Source organism: Nocardia sp. NPDC004573 (assembly GCF_053602135.1).
Genome location: NZ_JBSGDA010000011.1, coordinates 117,512 through 139,926 on the forward strand (window position 1 = coordinate 117,512; position 22,415 = coordinate 139,926).

The 22,415-nt window shown below is 70.3% G+C and carries 19 protein-coding genes; 9 read left to right on the top strand and 10 right to left on the bottom strand.

The genetic code is table 11. From position 1 onward, the window contains the following. Positions 1-121: 121 nt before the first annotated feature. Positions 122-1,102, bottom strand: a complete 981-nt coding sequence (locus ACWEKR_RS19245; RefSeq protein ID WP_452355617.1) for an MBL fold metallo-hydrolase — start codon at positions 1,100-1,102, stop codon at positions 122-124. A gap of 83 nt (positions 1,103-1,185) precedes the next feature. On the opposite strand from ACWEKR_RS19245, the gene ACWEKR_RS19250 reads away from it, so the two are divergent. Beyond that, positions 1,186-2,136 carry a LysR family transcriptional regulator gene (locus ACWEKR_RS19250; protein ID WP_452355618.1) on the top strand — a complete coding sequence of 317 codons (951 nt, stop codon included), beginning with the start codon at positions 1,186-1,188 and terminating at the stop codon, positions 2,134-2,136. Here the strand turns inward: ACWEKR_RS19250 and ACWEKR_RS19255 are convergent. Then, positions 2,121-2,990: a serine hydrolase gene (locus tag ACWEKR_RS19255; RefSeq protein WP_452355619.1), complete on the bottom strand. Its 870-nt coding sequence runs from the start codon at positions 2,988-2,990 to the stop codon at positions 2,121-2,123. The two genes, ACWEKR_RS19250 and ACWEKR_RS19255, sit on opposite strands and share 16 nt — an antisense overlap. An 832-nt stretch (positions 2,991-3,822) precedes the next feature. On the opposite strand from ACWEKR_RS19255, the gene ACWEKR_RS19260 reads away from it, so the two are divergent. Beyond that, entirely contained in the window at positions 3,823-5,163 is a 1,341-nt protein-coding gene (locus ACWEKR_RS19260; RefSeq protein ID WP_452355620.1) for a CoA transferase, read from the top strand. Positions 5,164-5,226: 63 nt separating this feature from the next. On the opposite strand, the gene ACWEKR_RS19265 is transcribed toward ACWEKR_RS19260, so the two are convergent. Further along, a complete protein-coding gene (locus tag ACWEKR_RS19265) occupies positions 5,227-5,802 on the bottom strand; it encodes a TetR/AcrR family transcriptional regulator (RefSeq protein WP_452355621.1) in 576 nt (191 codons plus the stop codon). 117 nt (positions 5,803-5,919) lie between these two features. Here ACWEKR_RS19265 and ACWEKR_RS19270 point away from each other — a divergent pair, with 117 nt between their 5' ends. From ACWEKR_RS19270 to ACWEKR_RS19280, 3 genes are all read left to right on the top strand, one after another. Then, the gene (locus ACWEKR_RS19270) at positions 5,920-6,972 is read left to right on the top strand and encodes a nucleoside hydrolase (RefSeq protein ID WP_452355622.1); all 1,053 of its coding nucleotides are present in this window, start codon (positions 5,920-5,922) and stop codon (positions 6,970-6,972) included. Then, positions 6,969-7,853, top strand: a complete 885-nt coding sequence (locus ACWEKR_RS19275) for an amidohydrolase family protein (protein ID WP_452355623.1) — start codon at positions 6,969-6,971, stop codon at positions 7,851-7,853. Before ACWEKR_RS19270 ends, ACWEKR_RS19275 begins: the two co-directional genes overlap by 4 nt. A gap of 349 nt (positions 7,854-8,202) precedes the next feature. After that, the gene (locus ACWEKR_RS19280; RefSeq protein WP_452355624.1) at positions 8,203-9,177 is read left to right on the top strand and encodes an endonuclease/exonuclease/phosphatase family protein; all 975 of its coding nucleotides are present in this window, start codon (positions 8,203-8,205) and stop codon (positions 9,175-9,177) included. A gap of 156 nt (positions 9,178-9,333) precedes the next feature. Here ACWEKR_RS19280 and meaB read toward each other — a convergent pair whose 3' ends face one another. From meaB to ACWEKR_RS19295, 3 genes are read right to left on the bottom strand one after another with little or no spacing between them, the layout of a single operon-like run. Next, positions 9,334-10,377, bottom strand: coding sequence for a methylmalonyl Co-A mutase-associated GTPase MeaB (gene meaB / locus ACWEKR_RS19285; protein ID WP_452355625.1), 1,044 nt, complete (start codon positions 10,375-10,377; stop codon positions 9,334-9,336). Beyond that, entirely contained in the window at positions 10,374-12,653 is a 2,280-nt protein-coding gene (scpA, locus tag ACWEKR_RS19290; RefSeq protein ID WP_452355626.1) for a methylmalonyl-CoA mutase, read from the bottom strand. The genes meaB and scpA overlap by 4 nt, the downstream gene beginning before the upstream one ends. Continuing rightward, entirely contained in the window at positions 12,653-14,509 is a 1,857-nt protein-coding gene (locus ACWEKR_RS19295) for a methylmalonyl-CoA mutase family protein (protein ID WP_452355627.1), read from the bottom strand. Before ACWEKR_RS19295 ends, scpA begins: the two co-directional genes overlap by 1 nt. A 236-nt stretch (positions 14,510-14,745) precedes the next feature. On the opposite strand from ACWEKR_RS19295, the gene ACWEKR_RS19300 reads away from it, so the two are divergent. Then, the gene (locus ACWEKR_RS19300) at positions 14,746-15,432 is read left to right on the top strand and encodes a TVP38/TMEM64 family protein (RefSeq protein WP_452355696.1); all 687 of its coding nucleotides are present in this window, start codon (positions 14,746-14,748) and stop codon (positions 15,430-15,432) included. Positions 15,433-15,438: 6 nt separating this feature from the next. Here ACWEKR_RS19300 and ACWEKR_RS19305 read toward each other — a convergent pair whose 3' ends face one another. The 3 genes from ACWEKR_RS19305 to ACWEKR_RS19315 form a co-directional block, all read right to left on the bottom strand. Next, positions 15,439-16,341, bottom strand: a complete 903-nt coding sequence (locus ACWEKR_RS19305; RefSeq protein WP_452355697.1) for a S1C family serine protease — start codon at positions 16,339-16,341, stop codon at positions 15,439-15,441. A 146-nt stretch (positions 16,342-16,487) separates the two neighbouring features. Next, positions 16,488-16,856, bottom strand: coding sequence for a nuclear transport factor 2 family protein (locus tag ACWEKR_RS19310; protein ID WP_452355628.1), 369 nt, complete (start codon positions 16,854-16,856; stop codon positions 16,488-16,490). Positions 16,857-16,991: 135 nt separating this feature from the next. After that, on the bottom strand, positions 16,992-17,921 hold the full coding sequence (locus ACWEKR_RS19315) for a CorA family divalent cation transporter (protein WP_452355629.1): 930 nt from the start codon (positions 17,919-17,921) through the stop codon (positions 16,992-16,994). Positions 17,922-18,557: 636 nt separating this feature from the next. Between ACWEKR_RS19315 and ACWEKR_RS19320 the strand changes: the two genes are divergently transcribed. After that, positions 18,558-18,929 (top strand): ArsR/SmtB family transcription factor, encoded by a 372-nt coding sequence (locus ACWEKR_RS19320; protein WP_452355630.1) that lies wholly within the window; start codon positions 18,558-18,560, stop codon positions 18,927-18,929. Between the two features lie 43 nt (positions 18,930-18,972). Here the strand turns inward: ACWEKR_RS19320 and ACWEKR_RS19325 are convergent, their stop codons facing one another. Continuing rightward, positions 18,973-19,998 carry a hypothetical protein gene (locus ACWEKR_RS19325; RefSeq protein ID WP_452355631.1) on the bottom strand — a complete coding sequence of 342 codons (1,026 nt, stop codon included), beginning with the start codon at positions 19,996-19,998 and terminating at the stop codon, positions 18,973-18,975. Positions 19,999-20,112: 114 nt separating this feature from the next. On the opposite strand from ACWEKR_RS19325, the gene ACWEKR_RS19330 reads away from it, so the two are divergent. Then, positions 20,113-20,730: a TetR/AcrR family transcriptional regulator gene (locus tag ACWEKR_RS19330; protein WP_452355632.1), complete on the top strand. Its 618-nt coding sequence runs from the start codon at positions 20,113-20,115 to the stop codon at positions 20,728-20,730. Between the two features lie 362 nt (positions 20,731-21,092). Further along, on the top strand, positions 21,093-22,388 hold the full coding sequence (locus ACWEKR_RS19335) for a hypothetical protein (protein ID WP_452355633.1): 1,296 nt from the start codon (positions 21,093-21,095) through the stop codon (positions 22,386-22,388). Positions 22,389-22,415: the final 27 nt, after the last annotated feature.

Here is a 22,415-nt window from a genome sequence, read left to right on the forward strand (position 1 = left end):
GGCCCCGCGACCGGCGGATGGCCTGGGCGTAACAGGCCGAATCGGCATGTGCAGCACGGGTGTCGCTGCACCCCGAGCGCACAACCCACCGAACGATCCGTGCGCGCGCACCGGGGACCGGTCAAGGCGTGAAGGTCTGCAGATGATCTACGGTGACGAAGGTGCTGTGCGGAGCGGCCGCGGCCACCGCAGCCCGCAGCGGCTCGAGACCGCCCCAGTCGCGCGCGGGTTCGGTGAGCGGGTGATCGAAGTCGTCCCAATGGGTGGGCAGCACGTAGCGCGGATTGCCGGTGGCGCGCAGCAGGCGCGCGACGTAATCCTGGATCTTGCCGCCTCCGGCGGGCAGCAGCAGCACATCCGGGCGCAAGCCCGCCACTTCCGACTCGATGTAGTTCGAGCCGCCGAAGTCCAGCACACTCACTCCGCCGCCGCTCACCTCGTAGGCGAGCGTGCCGCCCTCGACCAGATCGCGAATCACTCTCGGCTGCGGCAGATCACCGGTTCCGAGGCCGGGCCGGGTCCCCGCGAAAGCCACCGTGGCGCGCGGCCCCGACGCGGAGTGCAGCGAACGCAGCACCCGGATGGTGTACCCGTCGAAGCGGAGGAACTCGCCACCGGTGGCCAATGCGAGCTGCTGCTCGGGCGCGCCGAGCGCGGCCATCAGGTTCAGGTGCGTCTCGGTGCCGAGCACCGTCGCTCCCGTCTTCTTCGCCAGGTACGGCACGTCGGCGAGATGGTCGTAGTGGCCGTGGGTGACCAGGATGTGATCGGCACGCAGTTCGCCGCCGTCGACGTAGCGGTCGATCAGCGCGGTGTCCACCGTGATCGGTGTCTGCGGGTCCGCGCCCTCGGCGGTGTAGGTTCCGGTATGGAACCTGGTCAGCCATGGATCGATGAGCACGACCTTGCCTCCGGGCAGGCGGATCTCCCAGCTGTTGTTCCCCCACCACCGCAGCGTCACCTCGCCGGACGACCCACCCGCCGGTACCGGTGCCGTCGCCTCGGTGTTCGTGGAATCCGTTGCGCCGCAAGCAACTAGACCTGTGAGCGCGGCCGCCCCCGCAGTCGCGCCGAAGAATTCACGCCGTCCGAAACCTCTCATGCGGGCACCACACCACACGCGCGGCGTCCCTGTCCAAGACCGCACTTCGCGGTCGGTGATATCGGAACGGATATCGTCGCAGCATGGACCAGCTGCGTCAGCTCCGGTACTTCGTCGCCGTCGCGGAAGAATTGCATTTCGGGCGGGCCGCCGAACGCCTCGGCATCGCCCAGCCGCCGCTGAGCCAGCGCATCCGCCGCCTCGAGACCGACCTCGGCGCGCGGCTGTTCGACCGCGACAGCCGCCGGGTCGAGCTCACCGAGGCCGGGCAGATTCTGCTCGCGGAGTCGAGGGACCTGCTCGCCCGCTGGGAACGGACGCGAACGCTGGTCGCCAAGGCACATCGCGGCGAGATGGACGCGGTGCGGATCGGTGTGCCGCCCGAACTGGCCGGGCGGGTGCTCGCCTCGCTGCTCACCGCGTTCGAGACCAGGGACATCCGGGTCGATCTCCAGGAGCTGACCACCGCCGAGCAGGTCCGGCTGCTCGCCGACCGGCAGCTCGACGCAGGCTTGCTGCAACACCCGGTCGACGTGGTCGGCCTCGAACTCGGGCCGGTGGTGGAGACGCCGCTGGGCGTGGTGCTGCCGCGCGATTCGCCACTGGCCGCACGGTCGGCCCTGGCACTGGCCGACTTGGCCGGGCACGGCTTGGTGATCTTCCCGCGGGCCGCCGCGCCAGGACTCTACGACGCCACGCTGCGCCGGTGCTGGGAACACGGTTTCCGTCCGTCCTCGGTACAGCACGCGCGCAATCCGGAATTCGTCCTCGGGATGGTGCTCTCCGGCCGCGGGGTGGCCTTCGACCAGGGCATGGTGGCGCAGAAGGAACCACGCGTGGTCTGGCGTCCGCTGCCGGAGGGAGCGCTGAGCCATCGGCTGTCGCTGGCCTGGCCGGTGGGCGGGGCGCATCCGCTGGTACGCGAGCTGGCCGAACTGGTCGTGACGGTCGTGCAGGGCGACGGCGCATCCCGGCCGAGCACGGTCGCCGACCCGCCGCGACGGCCGTGGAACGTCGTCTACGGTGCGCCGTGAACGATGCGGCCGATCGCCTCGACGGCGGCGGCGCCGATCGCCCGGTCCACCTCGGGCAACCGCTGCACCAGCGTCGCGGCCCTGGTGAAAACCGCCACGGCGTAACACTTCCCGTCCGGATACTCGACGACGCCGACTTCGTTGCGCACCCCGGGCAGCGTCCCGGTTTTCGCCCAGACCTGCACGTCCGGCGGGAACGCGGCGGCGAGCCGATACCAGTTCACCTGCTGGCGCATCAGGTCACGGACCCACCGGCACGCCTCCGGCGCACCTGCCTGGTCCCCGGCGATCAGGGTGAGCAGCCGCACCATCTCCCGCGGGGTGCTCGCGGTGGTGCGCCGCGGGTCCAGCGCCCGGGTGCCCAGCACCTGTTCGGCGTTCAGCGCGGGGAACCGGCGGGCGAACTCGGCCGGGTCGGCCGCGCCGATGTCCTCGGCCATGGATCGCACGATCGCGCGCGGCGGACCCACGACCCGCGTGGCGGGGAGACCTAGTTCGCGCAGCAGGGAGCGCACGTTGTCCAGTCCCACGCGGTCGAACAGCAGGTCGGCCGCGGTGTTGTCGCTGATGGTCAGGGCGAAGTACGCCGCGTCGCGCAGGCTGAGCTCGACGTCGTCGGCGCAACCCGCGGTGCCGACGCCGCCGAGCCGATCCGCCGCCCTGGTTCGAATCCGGTCGGCGGGGTCCAGTTGTCCCGCCGCCACTTGCCTGGCGAACTCCAGGACCAGGGGCACTTTCACCACCGAGGCCAGCACCACCGGCTCGTCCGCCCCAGCGCCCGCTTCGGCGCCGCAGTGGACGCAGCGGGCATGGATCCACCCCTCGACGCCCGCCGCCCGGAAGATCTCCTGCACCGATGCAGCATCCCCGGCCCCGGCGGAGCGGACGGCACCGGGTCGCGCGAACGGATGCGAACGGTTCAGGACGGGCCGGGAGCGGTCTGCGCGAGCCGCCGCTCGAGTTCGCCCACCCGCCGCCGGTAATCGGTCAATTCATCCAGCCGAGCGGAGATTTGGTCGGTCAACTGGGCGATGCGGCCGAGATTGCGGTACCGAAGACCGGAACGCGCTCCCGCGCTGCCCGGGTCTTCTTCGTCCGGGTCACAGGCACCGTGTATTCCGCGCTTCCGGCGTAGACGTCGGTCATCGTCGTTCGACCTCACACATCGGGCCGCGCGGTGTTCCGGTGCGGCCGGCCCTGCTCTGCCCCGCCGTCCGCACGCGGCGGACTTGGTCAGCGGATCCGCGCGGTGTCCCGCGCTGATCGCCGTGGTGCCAATTTCTCGGGTCGAGCGCGCGGACCTATCCTCACTGGCGAGAACACCGGTCCGGCAGCCATTTTCGCGCTCCGGGATACTCGGATGTGACGCGCGCCCCCTCCCGCGCGAAAGGACACTCCAGCGGCGCGGGCTCGGCAGCACTTCATCCGCAATCGCGGCGCAACGGCTTCGCGCTCGCGCGGTCACCGCCCGCGCGCCCGCGATCGACCGATCCGGACGAGCGCGATCTCCGGCCCGCGATCGCCCGCCGCGGCGAGGCCTCGCGTACCCGCGCGCGGGCCGCGCTTCGCTCCGCGCCGAATCCGCGCAGGTGAGGTCAGGGTACGGCCACGCAGTCCGCATCCGGGGACCGTTGCGCGGAGACCAGGACACCCGACTTCTCCAGGCCGGCAACTAGGCTGAAGCGAGTGAACACGCACGCACGGCTCGTCCAGGACTACGAGGCCGGTATCGGTGTCACCGCCTCGCGCATCTCCCCCGCGCCCGATCCGGGTAGCAATCTCGCCGCGACTTTACCGGTCTGGGCGCTGGCCGCCGGCTCGGTCGCGGCCCTCACCACCGCCGCGAATCGCATGCGGACCGCGCGCGGTCTCCACCCGGTGGCACATCGCATCGATCCGGCTCGCATCACCGCGGCCTTCTCCAGCGAGCGCCTCTTGAGTATCGACGGCCGAGGGCCGACACCGTTCGCCGACCTGTCCGGATTCTTTCCCACCTTCGACGGATGGGTTCGTACGCACGCGAACTATCCGCACCACCGGGCCCGGCTGTTCGCCACGCTCGGCCTGCCCGAGTCCGCGCCGGTCGATCTCCTCGTCGCACAGATGGCCATGATCCGCGCCTCCGACCTGGAGGAGCAGGCCGCCGCGCAGGGCGCCATCGCCGTCCGGGTCCGCACCGAGGAGGAATGGTCCGCCAGCCCGGAGGGACGAGCCGCGGCGTCGGGTCCGTTGGTCGCGATCGATGAGCGCGCCGATCGCGGAGACACCGGATTGCCCGGAGGCGCGGCGCCACTGCACCCGCTACGAGGACTGCGCGTGCTCGATCTGACCAGGGTGATCGCGGGACCGGTCGCGACGCGGGCGCTGGCGTTGCTCGGCGCCGAGGTGCTGCGCGTCGACCCGCCGCAGCTGCCCGAGATCTCCTGGCAATTCGCCGACACCTGTCAGGGCAAACGCTCGACCTTGGTCGACCTGCGCGCCCGTGGCATCGATGACCTGGTCGCCGCCGCCGACGTGCTGATCACCGGGTACCGGCCGGGCGCGCTCGAACGCGCGGGAGTGCGGGCGGCCGCCCGTCCCGGGCTGATCCACGGGCGGGTGTCCGCATGGGGTGAAACCGGTCCGTGGGGTGAGCGTCGCGGCTTCGACAGCATCGTGCAGGCCGCCTCCGGCATCTCGGCCATCGAGGGTGCGCCCTCCGTGCCGGGGGCGCTGCCCGCGCAAGCGCTGGATCACGCGTCGGGCTACCTGCTCGCCGCGGGCGTGATCGATGCCCTGGTCGCGCGCGGCGGCGACGGCGTCGGTCGGGACGTGCGAGTGGCTCTGGCCCGCACCGCCTCCTGGCTGCTCGACGCACCGGAGCGCACACCGCGGCACGGCAAGGCCGCGGCGCCGAGCCCGGCGGTGGCGGTCCGGCACGGCCGGATCGTCACCGCGCCGCCCGTGCTCGCCGAGTACCCGGACTACGCCTGGCCCGCGCCCGCCTACGGCGCGGACCGTCCGGCCTGGCCCGTGCCGACGCACTGATCGTCACGCCGGGACGCCGCGAGAAGCACAGCGGCGTCCCACCGGTGGGCTGCCGACCGAGCGCTAACCCTCGGTCCCGGCGAGCGCGGCGACCGCCTGCGCCAGGCGATCGCCGTCCGGGAGGTCCGCCTCCGGAGCGATGGTCTGCAAGACGCCGAGACCCTGGACGAGCACGAAATACAGCTCGGCGATCGCCGCTGCCTGGTCGCCGCTGAGCTGGGGATGCGCTTGCCGCAGCGCGTCCGCCATGTCCTGGTAGGCGCCGGGCAGGCTCTGGGCGAAGAATTGCTGCGACTCCGGTGAGCGCGCCACGCGCACCAGGTTCTCCAGGCTCGCCAGCATGCTGTCGCGGTTGTCGGTGAACACCGCGGGCATGCCGTTCCACATCGCGGCGAACGCCGCCAGCGGCGCGACACCGCTGCCCTCCCGGATCTTCGCTTCCATGTTGTCGCCGATCGCGGTACCGAGGGAGTCGGCCAGCGCCTCGGTGATCAGCTGATCCTTGGAGCCGAAGTGATACCCGATCGCCGCCAGGCTCACTCCGGCCGCCGAGGCGATGTCGCGGGCGGTCGCCTTGGCGATGCCACGCTCGACGATGACTTTCCGTGCTCCCGCCAGCAGATCCTCGCGATTTCCCATGACCACAGGCTACAACGTCTCAGACAAATGTGCTAGACAGATGTCCAACCCGCTGCGACCACCGAGCCAACGGCACCTCGCCGTCGCCCCCGCATCCCGGCTCGCTAGTCTCGTGCCGTGCGGCAGAAGATCATCCTGGACGTCGACACCGGCATCGACGACTCCCTCGCGCTGCTGTACCTGCTCGGCTCGCCCGAGGCCGAGATCGCAGGCATCGCCGCCACGGCGGGCAACGTCACGGCGGCCCAGGTGGCGGCCAACAACCTCGCCTGGCTGGATGTCTGCCACGCACCGGAGATCGAAGTGGCGCTCGGCGCCGCGGATCCCTTGGCCATCCCGCTGCGCACCACCGAGGACACGCACGGCCCCCAGGGCATCGGATACGCCCAGCTCCCCCCGTCCGCGCGCCGCCTCTCCGCGCGATCGGCCGCGCGGATGTGGGCCGAGCTGGTACGCGCGCATCCCGGCGAGATCGTCGGGCTCTGCACCGGACCGCTGACCAACCTCGCCCTCGCCCTGCGGATCGAACCGGAGCTGCCGCTGCTGCTGGACCGTTTGGTCATCATGGGCGGGGCGTTCAATCATCCGGGCAACACCACGCCGACCAACGAGTGGAACGTGCACGTCGACCCGGAGGCCGCCAAAGAGGTCTTCGACGCGTTCGCCGCCGCACCCGCACAGCGCAGGCCCATCGTCTGTGCGCTGGATATCACCGAGACGATCGAGATGCGGCCCGAGCATCTGGCGCGCCTGGCCGAGCGGGCGAAGAGTTTCCCGGTGGAGGTCGTCTCGCCGGATGATCCGCCCGGGACCCGCTCGGACGCGAGTAATCCGATCGTCCGGCACGTCACGGATGCCGTGCGGTTCTATTTCGATTTCCATCACGCCTACGACTTGGGCTACCTGGCCCACATGCACGATCCTTTCGCGGCCGCGGTGGCGCTGGACCCGGCGCTGGCCCGCACCCGCCCGGCGACGGTGGACGTGGAGCTGGCGGGCACCATCACACGCGCGACCACGGTCGCCGACTGGGCGGGCATGTGGGGCCGCGAACCCAACGCGGAGATCGTGACCGGCACCGACCCCGAGCTGTTCTTCGAACGACTGATCGCCCGGGTCGGCGACTTCGCGCGAGCCGTGCACCCGCCCGCCGCACAGGAGGTCCGATGACCGGCGCGGACGACGCGACCTATCTGTCGTCCTTCCGCACCGGGCTCGGGCTGCCCGGCATCATCGACGTGCACACCCATTTCATGCCCGACCAGGTGATGCGGAAAGTGTGGGCGTACTTCGACGCGGCCGGACCGCTGATCGGCCGCAGCTGGCCGATCACCTACCGCGCCGACGCGCAGGTCCGGTTGAAGACCTTGCGGGACTTCGGCGTTCGCGCGTTCACCGCTCTGGTATACCCCCACAAACCGGACATGGCCGCGTGGCTCAACGAATGGACCGCCGATTTCGCCGCCCGCACCCCGGACTGCCTGCACACCGCCACGTTCTTCCCCGAGCCGCAGGCGGCCGACTATGTCCGGGACGCCGCCGAGCGTGGAGCGCGCGTCTTCAAGGCGCACGTTCAAGTCGGCGGTTATCATCCGGGCGACCCGCTGCTGGACCCGGTGTGGGGCCTGCTGGAGGACGCGCGCGTTCCGATCGTCATCCATTGCGGTTCCGGCCCGGCGCCCGGGACGCACACCGGCCCGGAGCCGATTGCCGATGTGCTGCGGCGCTTTCCGCGGCTACGCCTGATCGTCGCGCACATGGGCACGCCCGAGTACTCGGAGTTCCTCGATCTCGCCGAGGACTACCCGGACGTGCGGCTGGACACCACGATGGTGTGGACGGATTTCTCCGAGGCCGACGCCCCGTTTCCGGCGCGCGAGCACGGTAGGTTGCGCGCCTTCGCCGACCGCATCCTGTTCGGCAGCGACTTCCCGAACATCCCGCACTCCTATGGTCATTCCATCGAAGCGCTCGAACGGCTCGATCTCGGTGACGACTGGTTGCGCCGGGTCTGCCACCACAACGCCGCGGAGCTGTTCGGCCTCGAGTGACCGGTCCGGTAAGGGACCTGACCGGAACCGCGCGACGGGTGCCTCATCGAGCAGTTCGACCGTGGAATCACGCATGGCACCGAGCGAGCTGATCCGCACATGCCCGGCGAATGCGTGGAGTTCGTCCGGGGAATCCGGCGTTTCGTGCAAGGGTCGTGCCACCGGCCCGGCACGGTCCAGGTGACGGCTTCCTCCCGCCGACCGGCAGCCGCAGCCACCGGCCGGCAGCACCGCGCTGAGCGCGGGCAACTCCGCCCCTGCCGCCCGTCCGGTGGCGACACCGCCAACCGCCTCGACGCAGCTCACCTGCCGGAACACCCGCCCGATCGCCGCATGTAGTGTGCGGCCGGTGTATTCGCGCACGCTGTCGAAACCGATTCGAGCCGGGGTGTACCTGCTGGCGTGGATCGCGGTCCTCGTGGCAGCCATCGGCGTCACCGTGCACTACACCGGCTCCTCGGCCCGGGTACCGGTGCTGGCGGCTTCGGTGGCGCCGTATCTGATCGGCTCGGCGCTGGTGGCGGCGGCGGCTTTCCTCGCGATGCGGCGCTGGAGTGGTGTGGCGGTGGCGGTCGTCGTCCTGGCGACCGGGATCTGGACCCAAGCGCCGCTGTACGTCGGGCGCTCCGGCCACGAGAACGGACGAACGATCACGGTGATGCAGGCCAATCTGCTCTTCGACGGAGCCGATCCGGCAGCGCTGATCGAGCAGCTGCGCGCGCGGGACGTCACCGTGCTCACCGTCGAGGAGCTCACGCCCGCGGCGATCGAGGATCTCGGCCGTGCGGGCATCGACCGGTTGCTGCCGTACCGGTACCTCTCCCCGGGGAGGACGGCAACCGGCACCGGCATCTGGAGCCGCCATCCCCTGTCGGAGACCGTCGAGTACGACGGCTATGTGCTGAACCAGCTCTCGGCGACCACCGACATACCGGGCATCGGGCCGGTCACGGTCTACGCTTTCCATCCGGTGCCGCCGGTGTACGACACACGGGTCTGGGCCGACGAATTGTCGCGCCTGGGGACGATTCTCGACCGATCACCCGCCGATCGACCGGCGATCGTCGGCGGCGACTTCAACGCGACCTACGACCATCGGCAGTTCCGCGCGCTGCTCACCGGCCGCTTCGCCGACGCCGCCGAGCAGGCCGGGGCAGGACATCTGGTCACCTATCCCACCGACAAGCGCTGGCCACCTCTCGTCGGCATCGACCACATCCTCGTTGCGGGCGGTAGCGCGGTCACGGTGGAAACCGTGAGCCTTCCGGGAGCGGATCACCGCGCGCTGGCAGCGCAGGTCCGCTTGCACGGTGAGCAGCGGTAAGGCGCACCGCGCCATCGGCGGGTCGATCGAATCCGAATCCGTCGCGGGCCCGCCGCTCGAACGCGTCACGCGGGTCGAAGCGTCCCACGTGCGTGGCGACGCCCCGCGAGCACGCTGCCGGACCGCGCGGCGTTCCCTACGGCCGTGATGCGCGCGTCAGCGTCCGTCGAACGCGCGCAGCAGCTCCTCGGCGGCGAGCGCGGCGGTGAGGGTGCCGTCGCGAACCTGCTTTTCCACCTGCGTCCGAATGGCTTTCACCTGCGGGTTGTCCGCCAGCCTGCGCAGCAACTGGTCGTGCACCATGGTCCAGGTCCAGTCGACCTGCTGCCGACGGCGCTTCTCGGCGAACTCGCCGGCGTCGGTGAGCACCCGGCGGTGTTCGAGCACCGTGTCCCAGAACCGGTCCAGCCCGATACCTTCCAGACCGCTCATGGTCAGCACCGGCGGCCGCCACAGCGCGTCGTGCGGATGGATCAGGCGCAGCGCACCCGCGAGTTCCCCTGCGGCGGACCGGGCCTCGACCTCGTGTTTACCGTCGGCCTTGTTCACCGCGACCAGGTCGGCGAGTTCGAGCACGCCTTTCTTGATGCCTTGCAGCTGGTCACCGGTCCGGGCCAGGGTCAGGAAGCAGAACACGTCGACCATGTTCGCGACGGTGACCTCCGATTGCCCCACCCCGACGGTCTCCACGAGGATGACGTCGTAGCCCGCCGCTTCCAGCAGCACGATGGTCTCGCGCGTCGCCTTGGCCACACCGCCGAGCGTGCCCGCCGTGGGCGAAGGCCGGATGTAGGCGTCGCGTTGCACCGACAGCCGCGCCATCCTGGTCTTGTCGCCGAGGATCGAGCCGCCGGTCCTGGTCGAGGACGGATCCACCGCGAGCACCGCGACGCGGTGCCCCTGCTCGATCAGGTACATGCCCAGCGCGTCGATGAAGGTGGACTTGCCGACGCCGGGAACGCCCGTGATGCCGACGCGGTTGGAGGGCGCGTTGCCCGCGCCCGCCTCCGGCGAAACCTTCAGCAGCAGTTGCTGCGCCAGCGCCCGGTGATCGGCCCTGGTCGACTCGACCAACGTGATCGCCCGCGCCAGGGCGGCCCGCTCGTTGGCGCGGACCGCCGCGGCGAGGGCGTCGACGTCGACGGTCCGGCGCGCGGCCGCCACACGGGTGGGACGCGCCGCGGAACCCGCTTCGCTCATTCCGTCGCGGCGGAATCCACGGCGCCGCTGCCGAGTTCGTGGCCGAGTTCGGCGCCGAGCTTCTTCAGCAGGTCGATCGCCGCGTCCGCGATCACCGTGCCGGGCGGGAAGATCGCCGCCGCGCCCGCCTGATAGAGCTCGTCGAAGTCACCGGGCGGGATCACGCCGCCGACGATGACCATGATGTCGGGACGCCCGACATCGGCCAGCGCCTGCCGCAGCGCGGGCACCAGCGTGAGGTGGCCCGCCGCCAGCGACGACACGCCGACGACGTGCACGTCGTTGTCGGCCGCCTGCTGCGCCACCTCTTCCGGGGTCTGGAACAGCGGGCCCACGTCGACGTCGAAGCCGAGGTCGGCGAAGGCCGTGGCGATCACCTTCTGGCCCCGGTCGTGGCCGTCCTGACCCATCTTCGCGACGAGGATGCGCGGCCTGCGGCCCTCGGCCTCGGCGAATTCCTCGACCAGCTCGCTCGCCTTGGTGATGTTGGTGACCTTCCCTGCCTCGTCGCGGTATACACCGGAGAGCGTACGGATCTCCGCCTGGTGCCGGCCGTACACCTGCTCCAGCGCGTCGGAGATCTCGCCGACCGTGGCCTTGGCCCTGGCCGCGTCGATGGCCAGCGCGAGCAGGTTGTTCGCCATGCTGCCCTCGGAAGAGGCCGCGGCACGGGTCAATTCGGCCAGCGCCCGGCGCACCGCGTCGGGGTCGCGCTCGGCGCGCAGGCGTTGCAGCTTCTCGATCTGCTCGGCGCGCACCCGCGAGTTCTCGACCTTGAGGACCTCGACCTGCTGGTCCTCCTCGACCTGGTACTTGTTGACGCCGATCACCGGCTGCTGACCGGTGTCGATACGCGCCTGGGTGCGCGCAGCGGCTTCCTCGATACGCAGCTTCGGGATGCCCTCGCCGATCGCCTGCGCCATGCCGCCGTGCGCCTCGACCTCCGCGATATGCGCGCGGGCGCGGTTGGCCAGCTGGTGGGTCAGCCACTCGACGTAGTAGGAGCCGCCCCACGGGTCGATCGGGCGGGTGGTGTTGGACTCCTGCTGGATCAGCAGCTGGGTGTTGCGGGCGATACGCGCGGAGAAGTCCGTGGGCAGCGCCAGCGCCTCGTCGAGCGCGTTGGTGTGCAGCGACTGCGTGTGGCCCTGGGTGGCGGCCATCGCCTCGATGCAGGTGCGCGCGACGTTGTTGTAGGCGTCCTGTGCGGTGAGCGACCAACCGGAGGTCTGCGAATGCGTGCGCAGCGACAACGATTTCGCGCTCTTCGGGTTGAACTTCGCGACCAGCTCGCTCCACAGCAGACGCCCGGCGCGCAGCTTGGCGACCTCCATGAAGAAGTTCATGCCGATCGCCCAGAAGAACGACAGCCGCGGCGCGAATTCGTCGACCTCCATGCCCGCGTCGATGCCGGCGCGGATGTACTCGACGCCGTCGGCGAGGGTGTAGGCCAGCTCCAGGTCGGCGGTCGCGCCGGCCTCCTGGATGTGGTAACCGGAGATGGAGATCGAGTTGAACTTCGGCATCTTCGCGCTGGTGTAGGCGAAGATGTCGGAAATGATCCGCATCGAGGGCTTCGGCGGGTAGATGTAGGTGTTGCGGACCATGAACTCCTTCAGAATGTCGTTCTGAATGGTTCCGGCCAACTGCTCGGACGCGACGCCCTGCTCTTCGGCGGCGACGACGTAGAGCGCCAGGATCGGCAGCACCGCGCCGTTCATCGTCATCGAGACGCTGACCTGGTCCAGCGGGATGTGGTCGAACAGCTGGCGCATGTCCAGGATGGAGTCGATGGCCACGCCTGCCATGCCGACGTCACCTTGCACCCGCGGGTGATCGGAGTCGTAGCCGCGATGGGTCGCCAGATCGAACGCGACCGACAGGCCCTTCTGGCCCGCCTGCAGATTGCGGCGGTAGAAGGCGTTCGAATCCGCGGCGGTGGAGAAACCGGCGTACTGGCGGATGGTCCACGGCTGGTTGACGTACATCGTGGGGTACGGCCCGCGCAGGAACGGCGCCACGCCGGGCACGCTGTCGAGCGGATACCCCTCGGCCGCGATCGCGTCGCGGTCGGCCTTGGTGAACACCGGCGGCACGTCGATGCCTTCGGGCGTCGACCACACCAGCTGATCGGGTGCGTACCGGTTGGCCGCGGCGGCCGCGCGCACGTACTCCGTCACCTGCGCCGGGTCGACGGCGGCGGGCTCCGGCGCCCGCTCGGCCAGCGGCACGTCGGCGAAACTGCCGATCACGTGCTTGATCTCACGAGTAGTCATCAGGCTCCCACCTTCTCCAGCAGGCCGGACAGGGCGGCGACGGCGTCGATGCGCGCGGCGAGGAATCCGTCCGGGCGCTGCGCGTCGTCCAGATCGGCGACGGCTTTCGCCGAGCCGGCCAGCAGCACGGTGGCCACACCCGCGGCCCGCAGTTGCGTCACCGCCGCACCGGCTTCGGATTCGTAGCGCGCATCCGATCCGCACAGCACCGCGATCGGCGCCCCGGCGTCGGTGGCGCACCCGGCGATCGCGTCCACCGCGAGCGGTCCGGGATTGATCGACTCGATGCCGCCGGAGGCCAGCAGGTTCGCGATGAAGGTGACCCGAACGTTGTGCTCGGCCACCGAACCGAGCGGCACCAGCAGCGCTTTCGGCCGCGTCCCATGTGCGGCGAGATAGGCGTCGGAGCGGTTGCGCAGCTCCTCGAACGCGGCGCCGTAGCGGGCGACGCGACCGGCCTGGCGCGCCGCTTCGGACAGCGGCTGCTCGGCCAGGTTCGGGAATTCGTTGACGCCGGTGACGGCGTTCTTGCGGTGCGCGACATCGGCGTCGCGGGCGGTCTTCGTCTCGGCGACGCGTTCGGCGAGCAGCCCGGACTCCAGCGCGGCGAGGTAACCACCCGCCGCCTCGATTTCCTGGAGGAAGTCCCACGCCTTCGCCGCCAGCGCTGCGGTGAGGTCCTCGACGTACCAGGAGCCCGCACCCGGGTCCAGCACGTGGCCGAGATGCGATTCCTCGAGCAGCAGCAGCTGGGTGTTGCGGGCCATGCGGTCGGCGAACGACTTCGAGACGCCGAGTTCGCCGGGCGGCAGGGCGGAGTCGAACGGCAGCACGGTCACGGTGTCGGCGCCGCCGATGCCCGCGCCGAAGGCGGCGAGCGTGGTGCGCAGCATGTTCACCCACGGATCGCGCTGACTCATCATGGCGGCCGAGGTGACAGCGTGCTGCGGCGCGCCGCCGAAATCCGCTGCGCCGCAGACCTGCGCGACCCGTGCCCACAGCTGCCTGGCGGCGCGGAATTTTGCGATGGTGGCGAACTGGTCGTCGGTGGCCGCGAACCGGAATTCCAGCTGGCCCAGCGCGTCGGCGAGGTCCAGGCTCTCGGTCAGCGACCGCAGGTAGGCCAGGCCCGCGGCGACGGCCGCGCCCAGTTCCTGAGCATCGGACGCGCCCGCGTCGTGGAAGACCCTGCCGTCCACGGTGATCGCGCGGACTGTTTCCGGCCGCCCCGCCGCCCGTCCGGCCAGTGCGACGGCCTCGGCGAGACCCACATCGGCCAGATCGGCGAAACGGCTGGTCAAGGGAGCGGCGCCCAGGGCGATCCGGATGTCCTCACGGGCGGGGGCGGGGTAGGCGTCGAGCACCGCGAACACTTGCGCCGCCGCGTCGGCGACGTCGCTGCCCGCATCCAGCGTGAGCGGGGCCAATTCGAACAGCAGGCCGTTCAGCGCGGCGGGCAGGTCCGGCACCGGCACGCCGCGTTCGCCCGCGCCGAGCCAGACGGCGCTGATCCCGTTCTCCAGTCCGGCCAGGATCTCCCGGTTGGCCGCGGCGGCGTCGCGCTGGGCGACCTGCGCGCTGACGAACCAGCCCCGGTGCACATCGCGGGTGGCGTCCCGGCCGCGCACAAAGGGGAAGGTTCCCGGCAGCGGCTGTTCCGGCAGCTCGTCGCGCCGGGTGTAGAGCGGGGCGATGGTCAGCCCGTCGTAGGTGGTCTCGTCGAGCAGCCGCTCGGGCTCCTCGGGAAGTTCGCTGACCTCGACGCGGCGGGCCTTCGCCAGCACTCCGGCAACACCCTTGCGCCATGCACCGTATTCGGGCACCGGGTCGGCCCCGAGATCTGAAGCAATCGGCATAGCTTGCTGTTCCTCTTCCTCACCACGGGCGCACCGCCAGTGCGCGCCCGGAACCCTCACATTCGCCCAGCTCAGCGACTACTTCGGTTAACGGGAATTCGTCCCGCTTCCACTGATGCTAGCGGGCGCATTCGCAGCCGTTGCCCCTGCCCGCCACTACCAACCGGTAACCTGTCGCGGTGATCGACCGCAGCATCGAGGGGCACGACGCAGCCGAGCGCAGGCGCGGCGGCGTGGTGGCCAGGCTGATCCGTGACCCGCGTTTCGTCGCACCGGTCGTCGGCGCGGTGGCATTGTTCGGCGCGGCCCTGCTGGTTCCGCTGCCTTCTCCCCGTCAGGTGCAGGAGTGGGCGACGTCGGTCGGCCCGGTCTTCCCGCTGGTGTTCTTCCTGGTGCACGCTGTGGTGACGGTGGCGCCGATTCCCCGCACCATGTTCACCGTCAGCGCCGGGCTGCTGTTCGGCCCGCTGCTGGGCATCACGCTGGCGGTGAGCGCGACGACCGTGAGCGCGGTACTGGCGATCCTGCTCGTGCGCGCGCTGGACCGGGAGCAGGTCGCCGCCCGGCTCACCCATCCCGCGGTGCGCGCGATCGATGAACGTCTCGCGCGCCGGGGCTGGCTTGCGGTCGGCTCGCTCCGGCTCATCGCGGCAGTGCCGTTCTCGGTGATCAACTACTGCTGCGGGCTGTCCTCGATCCGGTTCTGGCCCTACCTCATCGCCACGGTGCTCGGCGTGCTGCCCGGCACGATCGGCACCGTCGTCCTCGGCGACGCGCTCACCGGAACGACCCATCCGGCGATGCTGGTGCTGTCCGGCGTCTGCCTCGCCATCGGCCTGGCGGGTCTGGTCGTCGACGCACGCTGGAGGACGGCGCCACCTGTCCCGGTGGACGTCCCCGAGTCCGTCCCGGCCGCCGACTGACGACGCTCAGTCGGCTACCAGTTCCACCGGAACCGCGATCACGTCCACCATCGCTCCGTTGCGCAGCACCGTGACGGGCAGCTGCACGCCGATCGCCTCGGCGAAAAGCTGCCGCTGAATGCCCTGAGCATCCCGCACTTCCGACCGCGCCACGCTCAGTACCAGATCACCGCGGCGCAGGCCCGCTTCCTCGGCGGGGCCGCCGCGGACCACCTCCACGATGCGCACCCCGGCCGCCTGCCCGGTGCGCGCGGCGACCGGCTCGGGCAGCGGCGCGGGCACGCCGACCAGGCCCAGGTAGGCGCGGCGCACCCGCCCCTCGGTGTGCAACGTTCCGATGATCCGGCGCGTCGTCGCGTTGATCGGGATGGCCAGGCCCAAACCGATCCCGGCGACCGCGGTGTTGATGCCGACCACCCGGCCCGCCGAATCCGACAGCGCACCGCCGGAGTTACCCGGATTGAGCGCCGCATCGGTCTGGATCACGTCTTCGATCACCCGCCCGGCGCGGCGGGAAGCCACCGGAACCGCCCGCCCGAGCGCGCTGACCACGCCCGCGGTGACCGAGCCCGCCAGACCCAGCGGACTGCCGACCGCCACCACCAGCTGGCCGACCACCAATCGATCGGCGTCGCCGAGCGGCACCGCGTCCGGCGCGCCGTCGCGGGCGCGCAGCACCGCCAGATCCGACAGCGGATCCACCCCGACCACCTGGAATCGGGATTCCACCCCGTCGGCGAAGACCACTTCGCCTTCGCGCGCCGCGCCGATCACGTGCGCGTTCGTGAGCAGGAATCCGTCGTCGGTGAAGACCACCGCCGATCCACTCCCCCGCCTGGTCCGCACACTCGCGACGTGCGGCGTCACCGACACCGCCACCGCGATCACCGTGCGGGAGTAGGCATCCATCGCGGCGTTGTCCACGCCGACCACCACCCTGTTGCCGGAACTGCACTACTGCGTCCAGGATGCCCCCGCGGCGCCCACGACGCATCGTGTTCGCCGCAGGCGCAAACGGACTCCGGTGCGCCGGGCGTGTCGCGGACCGACCGCGGTCAAGCCGACGGCACCCGGTCGAGAAAACCGTGCACACTCTCGATCCGGCCGTCGGGCCCGAGGGTGATCACATCCGAACCCGCGACCGGTGCGCTACCGTCGGCCGCCGAGACCAGCTCCCAGGAGAAGCGGGCGATGTCGTGGTGGCCGTCGACCGCGCCGAGGCGGCGGAACTCGAAGCCGGGGAACTGCGCCTGCACGCCCCCGATGGCCGCCGTCAGCTGGGCGTGCCCGCGAACCTGCGCGAGCGGATCGGTGTACGCGCCGTCCTCCGCCCATGCGGCCGCGACCGCGGCGGCCCTGGCGTCCTCGTCGGTGGCGTTCCACGCGGCGAAGTACCGATCGACCGCATCCTCGTAGTGCGACATGTTGAACCTCCTGTGCTGCAATGGTTTTCGTCAACCGAGTCGGGTTCCCCGATCGGCTGTACCCAACCTTGCCGTGCCGCGCGCCCCGCGTCGATTACGCGCGAGGTAATGATCCTGAGACTCGAGCGACGGGTATCAGCGCAGCAAGCCCTTGTTCTTCAGGTAGGCGAGGGGAATCAGCGCGGCCGCCAGCGTGAGCAGACAGGTCACAAAAAGACCGGTTTGCCAGGACAACTCGGAGATCAGATCCACGGCGTAGCAGGTGGCGATCAGCGTGGGCGGCAGGAACACCGCGGTGACGGCGAACGCCTTGACGATCTCGTTCTGCCGGATATCCAGCCCCGCCAGCGCGGACTGCTGCCGGTACCGAACCTTGTCGTACGCCGCGACCGCGTGCTGTCCCACCCCGTCGATGTCCGCGAGCAGCACGCCGATCGCGCCGTCCAGCCCGACGCGGGCGGACGGGGCCTCGGCCCGCAGGTGGCGTGCCGCGCGGGCCAACTGCAGTTGCGTCTCCCGAGTCCGCGCGATGATTCGCTCGGTCGCGTTCAGCCGCGACAGCGCGCCGCGCACGTCCGAGGTCGCGAAGTCGCGCCGGTCGCCGGTGGAAATCGCCCGCTCGATGTCTTCGCCCGTCGCCTCCAGCGCGTCGCCGGCGCGGTGGAGGACCCGCTCGGACGCCTCGTTCAGTGCCCACAGCAGCGCGTACATCACGCCGTGCGCGGAGCCGGCGAGTTCCGGGTTGCGGCGCATCTTCGCGACCGCCTTGTCGAACGGGACGAAATGCTCGGACGGCTGCAGCGTCACCAGGAACTCTCCGCCCAGGGCGAAGACGATTGTCGCCTGTTCGATGGTCTCGCCGAGCTGATAGTTGGCGACCACCGGCAGATAGACGAAGTTACCCGCCTCCCAGACCTGGTTGTGTGCGGCGGTGAAGTCGATGCCGAGCCGTTCCCGGAGCACGGCCGCGGTGTCGGCGTCGTCGGCGGCGACGGGAATCCAATGTTGCTGCAGCACTTCCGTGTCGAAGTGATCGGCGGTCACAGCGCTGAGAAAGGTCGTCATCGACTACCGCTGCCCGGAGAAGGGTCGCGCGGGTGAGTCCGAGAGAAAGCCGGTCCACTCGTGCTCCGGACCCGTTGGGCGAGAAGATCTTTCGACTTTCTCAAGCAGTATGGCCATAGCCGGGGGCTCCAATACTTACTATCGTGCGGGGGGTGGGCGCACCCCTCCTGGGCAGAGGACGCGCACACGGGCGGGGCAGCGTCGATCCGCGACGAGACCATCGGTGCGGACCAGAAGACCACGCATCGGTCGAACCCGGACGCGCCGCCCTCACGCGTCGGAACAACGAAGGTGGAAGTACGTGCCGCGTCGGCCGATCAGGGCGCCGTTGCCCGGTCGCCGATCACACACGCGGATCAATGACGCGGCGGCGCAACCCGTTCTCGAGGGTGGCCCGGCTGTAGATGTCGATACTGTCATCCGGCACCTGCCGCTCACCTCGCTTCGTTGGCCGACCGGCGCACGAATTGCGCCATCCATCATTAGAAACCGCCGATCGGGGTACGTCAATCAGTTGCGCAAGTATTCGACAGCGCGCCACCCGGTGGAAATCTTGCGGCACGAACGGAGCCGGACGCGTGCCCACGACAGCGGTTTTCGGCCTGTGGCCGCGCGGGCCGGACACCGGCCACACGGTTGCACAGCCGGATACGGCCGTGTCACCCTACCGACAGCTATGGAGGCGGACGTGACGCAGCAGGGCGAGTCGCCGGGACCCATCCGGCGGACCGATTACAGGACGCGGCGGCCGTTTTCGGCATGCTCGCGGCCACCGCGCGCCTGCAGATACTCTGGCTCCTCGCACAGGGCGAGCGCGACGTCGGCTCGCTCGCCGCCGCCGTCGGCCAGTCCGTGCCCGCCGTGAGCCAGCACCTGGCCAAACTGAAACTCGCCGGTCTGGTCCACGCGCACAAGGACGGCAGACGTCACGTCTACGCGATCGCCGACCCGGACATCGCCGACCTCGTCCGCCTGGCCTTCCGCCACCACCGCGCCCACCACGACTGACCCGCCCTCACTCCGCCACGATCGGGCGGATACCTGTTGCGGCTCACCGGCTCCGGTAGTAGTCGGCGAGGGTGGTGAACGCGGCTTTGGGTTCCCAGGGGAGGTCGGGGTAGGTTTCGCCGGGGCGGTCTTCGAGGACCTTGACCACGCCGTAGCTGGCCAGGTCCAGGTCGTCGCGTGGGTCGCCGCCGGGGCGGTGTACATGGTCGTAGAGCGCGAGGACGAAGACGAATGCGCTGTCGACGCCCTCCGCGTCGAAGATCTCCAGCAACTCGCGCAGATACCGTGCCTGCCCGGCCTCGTCGCGGGTGTACTCGCCGTTCAACCGGACCGGCCCGCGGGTGTCGTCGTATTCGACGATCTGCAGGCCTTGCGCTCCGAGATCACCCGCGCCCGCGAAGGTCGCCGCACCGAATTCGGTGATCGCGACCGGCTTTCCCGTGGCGACGAGGGTGCGAACGCCCTCGCCGAATCGGTCGGCGATCTCCGCCGTCCGGTACAGGTCCACCGACACGATGTCGAACGGCGTCCAGTCGACGCGCTCCAGGGGGACGGAAGCGTAGGTGACAAGGCCGCCGAAACGCTCGCGAACGGTCGCTACTGCCTTGCCGAGGAAGTCGTTCACGCGCCTGCTCGCCTCGACGACGAGTTCACCCAGGTCATCCGGCCGGGTGGTCAGCAGCCGCACACGCTCGTCGATGCTGTCCCCCGGGAGGAACCCGGGGTGCATCAAGCTCAGCTCGGCGCCGGTCACGAAGACCACCTCGGCTCCGCGCTGCCGGATCCGCTCGGCCCGCTCGGCACAATCCGCGAACAGGGCCAGCATCTCCTCCGTGGTCGATTCGAGAGGGTACGGCGAGAGCCATATTTCGAGCCCGAGATCGGCGGCTACGGCAGCCGCGATTTCCAGTCGCCCCGGATCACCTCCGATGACGCGAACCGCATTGCAGTGCAGATCGTCACGAATGACGCGCAATTCTCCGGCCGCCGTTTCGGGGTCGAACCGAGCGCGGGAGAATCGTCCGGCATGGATGAAACCGGTCTCGTAACTGATGCCTTCGGCACGCATCGACTCCGCCTTCCAACGTAAAATAGAGTACTTCAAGTACCCTAAAGCTTTAGATGTGGTCGAGCAAGCACGCCCGGCAAGTAGGATCGGCGTCGATCGCGGAAAGGGGCCGAGGTGGAAGATGCGGTCCGGCAGCCGAGCGCCGGGCAGACGCGCCGACGTGGGGCCGCTCTCGAAGAGGCGATCCTGGGCGCCGCGGCGGACGAACTGCTCGAATCCGGTTACGCCGCGCTGACCATGGACAAAGTCGCCGCCCGGGCCGGAACCAACAAGAACGCCATCTACCGCCGCTGGCCGAATCGCCTCGCGCTCGGCATCGCCGCCTACCGGCGGTTGGCCACGACGACACCACCGCCGGACACCGGCAGCCTGCGCGAAGACGCGCTGGAACTGCTGCGGCGCGTCAACCGCCATTGGAGCTCACCCTCGGGCGCGATCCTGCGCGAACTCCTGGCGGCCACCGGCGGCGTATCCGAACTCCTGACACAGCTGCCGGATCAGTCCGGCGACGCCGCCGCGGCCCCGTGGCTCACCCTGCTCGGCCGTGCCGTCGCCCGGGGTGAAGCCGCTCCCGAGGCGCTGCATCCGCGCGTCGCCACCGTGGCCCTGGTCCTGCTCCGCAACGAATTCGTCGTGCGCGGCGCGCCGACCGCGCCCGACGACGTCCTGGTCGACATCGTGGACGAGGTCTACCTGCCGCTGATCCGCGGGCGCGATCCGGCCGCGCGCTGACCGCGCCCGCGCCGCCGGCTCGTTGCTGAAATGGCCGCCTGTCCAACTCCGGCTGCCGGTATCGGGCCGGTTCGCCGCACCGGTTGGCACCCGCCCCGCTTCCCGCGCAGGTGGCGAGCGAATTCTCGTCGGCGCAGCACAGCGGACCAATAGCTACCGTTCGCACCGCACCGCCGCGCCGCCACCACCGAACCCGCGAGTAGGGTTGACCACGGCGTTGCCAGGCCGGATGCTCTTGGTTGGCCGAACAGCTCGAAGCCGGACATTCGAACGAACCTCATCGTCGTAGCGCCGAGTTGTGGCGGCGACGACGACGCCGGCGCGGACCCGCCCCGGCGTCCGGAACTCGAGGGGAGATTCGCGTGACCTACCGCCTGACCGATATCGATTGCGTGAGTGCACGGGGGCACTCCGCGCTGGGGGGAACCCTGGCGATACAAACGGTCTGGCGTTACGACCGTCGGGTGGATATCGCGGCGCTGGAGCGTTTCCACGAGACATTGCGCCACGGCAGGCTGGGCAGGGCGGTCGCGCCCGCGATGATCCCCGCCGCCGGGGATCGCTGGACCACCCGAATCGAATTCAGCCCGCTCGAGGTCGCGGACGAACCTATTCCCTCCGATGCCCTGGAGGCCTGGATCGCCGAACAGGGACATGCCGAGTTGCGCACCTTCGGCGGGCCCGCATGGCGACTGGCGGCGGCCCACCTCGACAACGGGGAAAGCGTGGTGTCGCTGCTGGTTTCGCACACTCTCGCCGATGGCAACGCGGTCTGCGCGGCGGTCACGGACGCGGTCGCGGGAAAGCGGCTCGACTTGGTGTATCCGAGCGACGAATTCGGCCGGATGCGCTTGTTCGCCGACGATCTTCGCGATGCCGCGCGGCGAGCCCGGTCGTTGCCCTCGGCGGCCGGTCTGGCGCTGCGGTTGGCCACCGCAAGGCGCGGCGGGCCCACCGGCGACGCACCGGACTTCCGCCTGCCGACGGTCACCGCGACAGTTCCGGCGCAGCCCTGGCATGCGGCGGCACGGGCGCGGGGCGGCACCGGTACCACCTTGGCGGTGGCGATGATGGCCGCCATCGCCACCGAGCTCGGCCGTACCGACGAGGCGGGCCGGGTTCGCATGATGATGCCGGTCAGCACCCGCACCGCCGATGATCTCCGCGCGAACGCTCTGACCTCGATCGCCTTCGAGGTGGACGCCCGCGAGGGCGAACCGGCCGATCTCGCCTCGTTGCGCGCGGTGATGAAGGAGAAGCTCACGGCAGCCGCGGCGAGCGGGCAGGATGTCCCGCCGCTGGTTCCGGTCGCGGTGGCGCTGCCGCGCGGGCGCTACGCCCACCTGGCGCGGCAAGCCGCCACCGACCCCGTCTCCACGGTCTGTTCCAGCCTCGGCAAGCTCGACCCGGAGATCCTCCGCATCGACGGCCGCCCGGCTTCGGCGATGATGCTCGGCTTGGTCAATCAGAGCTTGAACTCGCGGACCGTCGTGACCGAACGCGGCGGCACCCTCTATGTCGCGCTGATCGAGGCCGCGGAGACGATCACGCTGCGCGTCATGGGTTTTCACCCACCGACCCTGCTCGACGCCGAGCGGCTCACCGAGCTGGTACGGTCCGCGCTCGCCGAGTACGAGCTCTCGGCCGCCTTCTGGTAGCGCCGGGCGTCCCGCGAGAGGTGCGGG

What these genes read in the sequence shown, in the direction of transcription:
- ACWEKR_RS19305 (WP_452355697.1), bottom strand. Translation starts at nt 16,341, where the DNA reads ATGGATGCCTACTCCCGCACGGTGATCGCGGTGGCGGTGTCGGTGACG.
- ACWEKR_RS19245 (WP_452355617.1), bottom strand. Translation starts at nt 1,102, where the DNA reads ATGAGAGGTTTCGGACGGCGTGAATTCTTCGGCGCGACTGCGGGGGCG.
- meaB (WP_452355625.1), bottom strand. Translation starts at nt 10,377, where the DNA reads ATGAGCGAAGCGGGTTCCGCGGCGCGTCCCACCCGTGTGGCGGCCGCG.
- ACWEKR_RS19265 (WP_452355621.1), bottom strand. Translation starts at nt 5,802, where the DNA reads ATGGGAAATCGCGAGGATCTGCTGGCGGGAGCACGGAAAGTCATCGTC.
- ACWEKR_RS19250 (WP_452355618.1), top strand. Translation starts at nt 1,186, where the DNA reads ATGGACCAGCTGCGTCAGCTCCGGTACTTCGTCGCCGTCGCGGAAGAA.
- ACWEKR_RS19325 (WP_452355631.1), bottom strand. Translation starts at nt 19,998, where the DNA reads ATGCGTGCCGAAGGCATCAGTTACGAGACCGGTTTCATCCATGCCGGA.
- scpA (WP_452355626.1), bottom strand. Translation starts at nt 12,653, where the DNA reads ATGACTACTCGTGAGATCAAGCACGTGATCGGCAGTTTCGCCGACGTG.
- ACWEKR_RS19315 (WP_452355629.1), bottom strand. Translation starts at nt 17,921, where the DNA reads ATGACGACCTTTCTCAGCGCTGTGACCGCCGATCACTTCGACACGGAA.
- ACWEKR_RS19295 (WP_452355627.1), bottom strand. Translation starts at nt 14,509, where the DNA reads ATGCCGATTGCTTCAGATCTCGGGGCCGACCCGGTGCCCGAATACGGT.
- ACWEKR_RS19310 (WP_452355628.1), bottom strand. Translation starts at nt 16,856, where the DNA reads ATGTCGCACTACGAGGATGCGGTCGATCGGTACTTCGCCGCGTGGAAC.
- ACWEKR_RS19275 (WP_452355623.1), top strand. Translation starts at nt 6,969, where the DNA reads ATGACCGGCGCGGACGACGCGACCTATCTGTCGTCCTTCCGCACCGGG.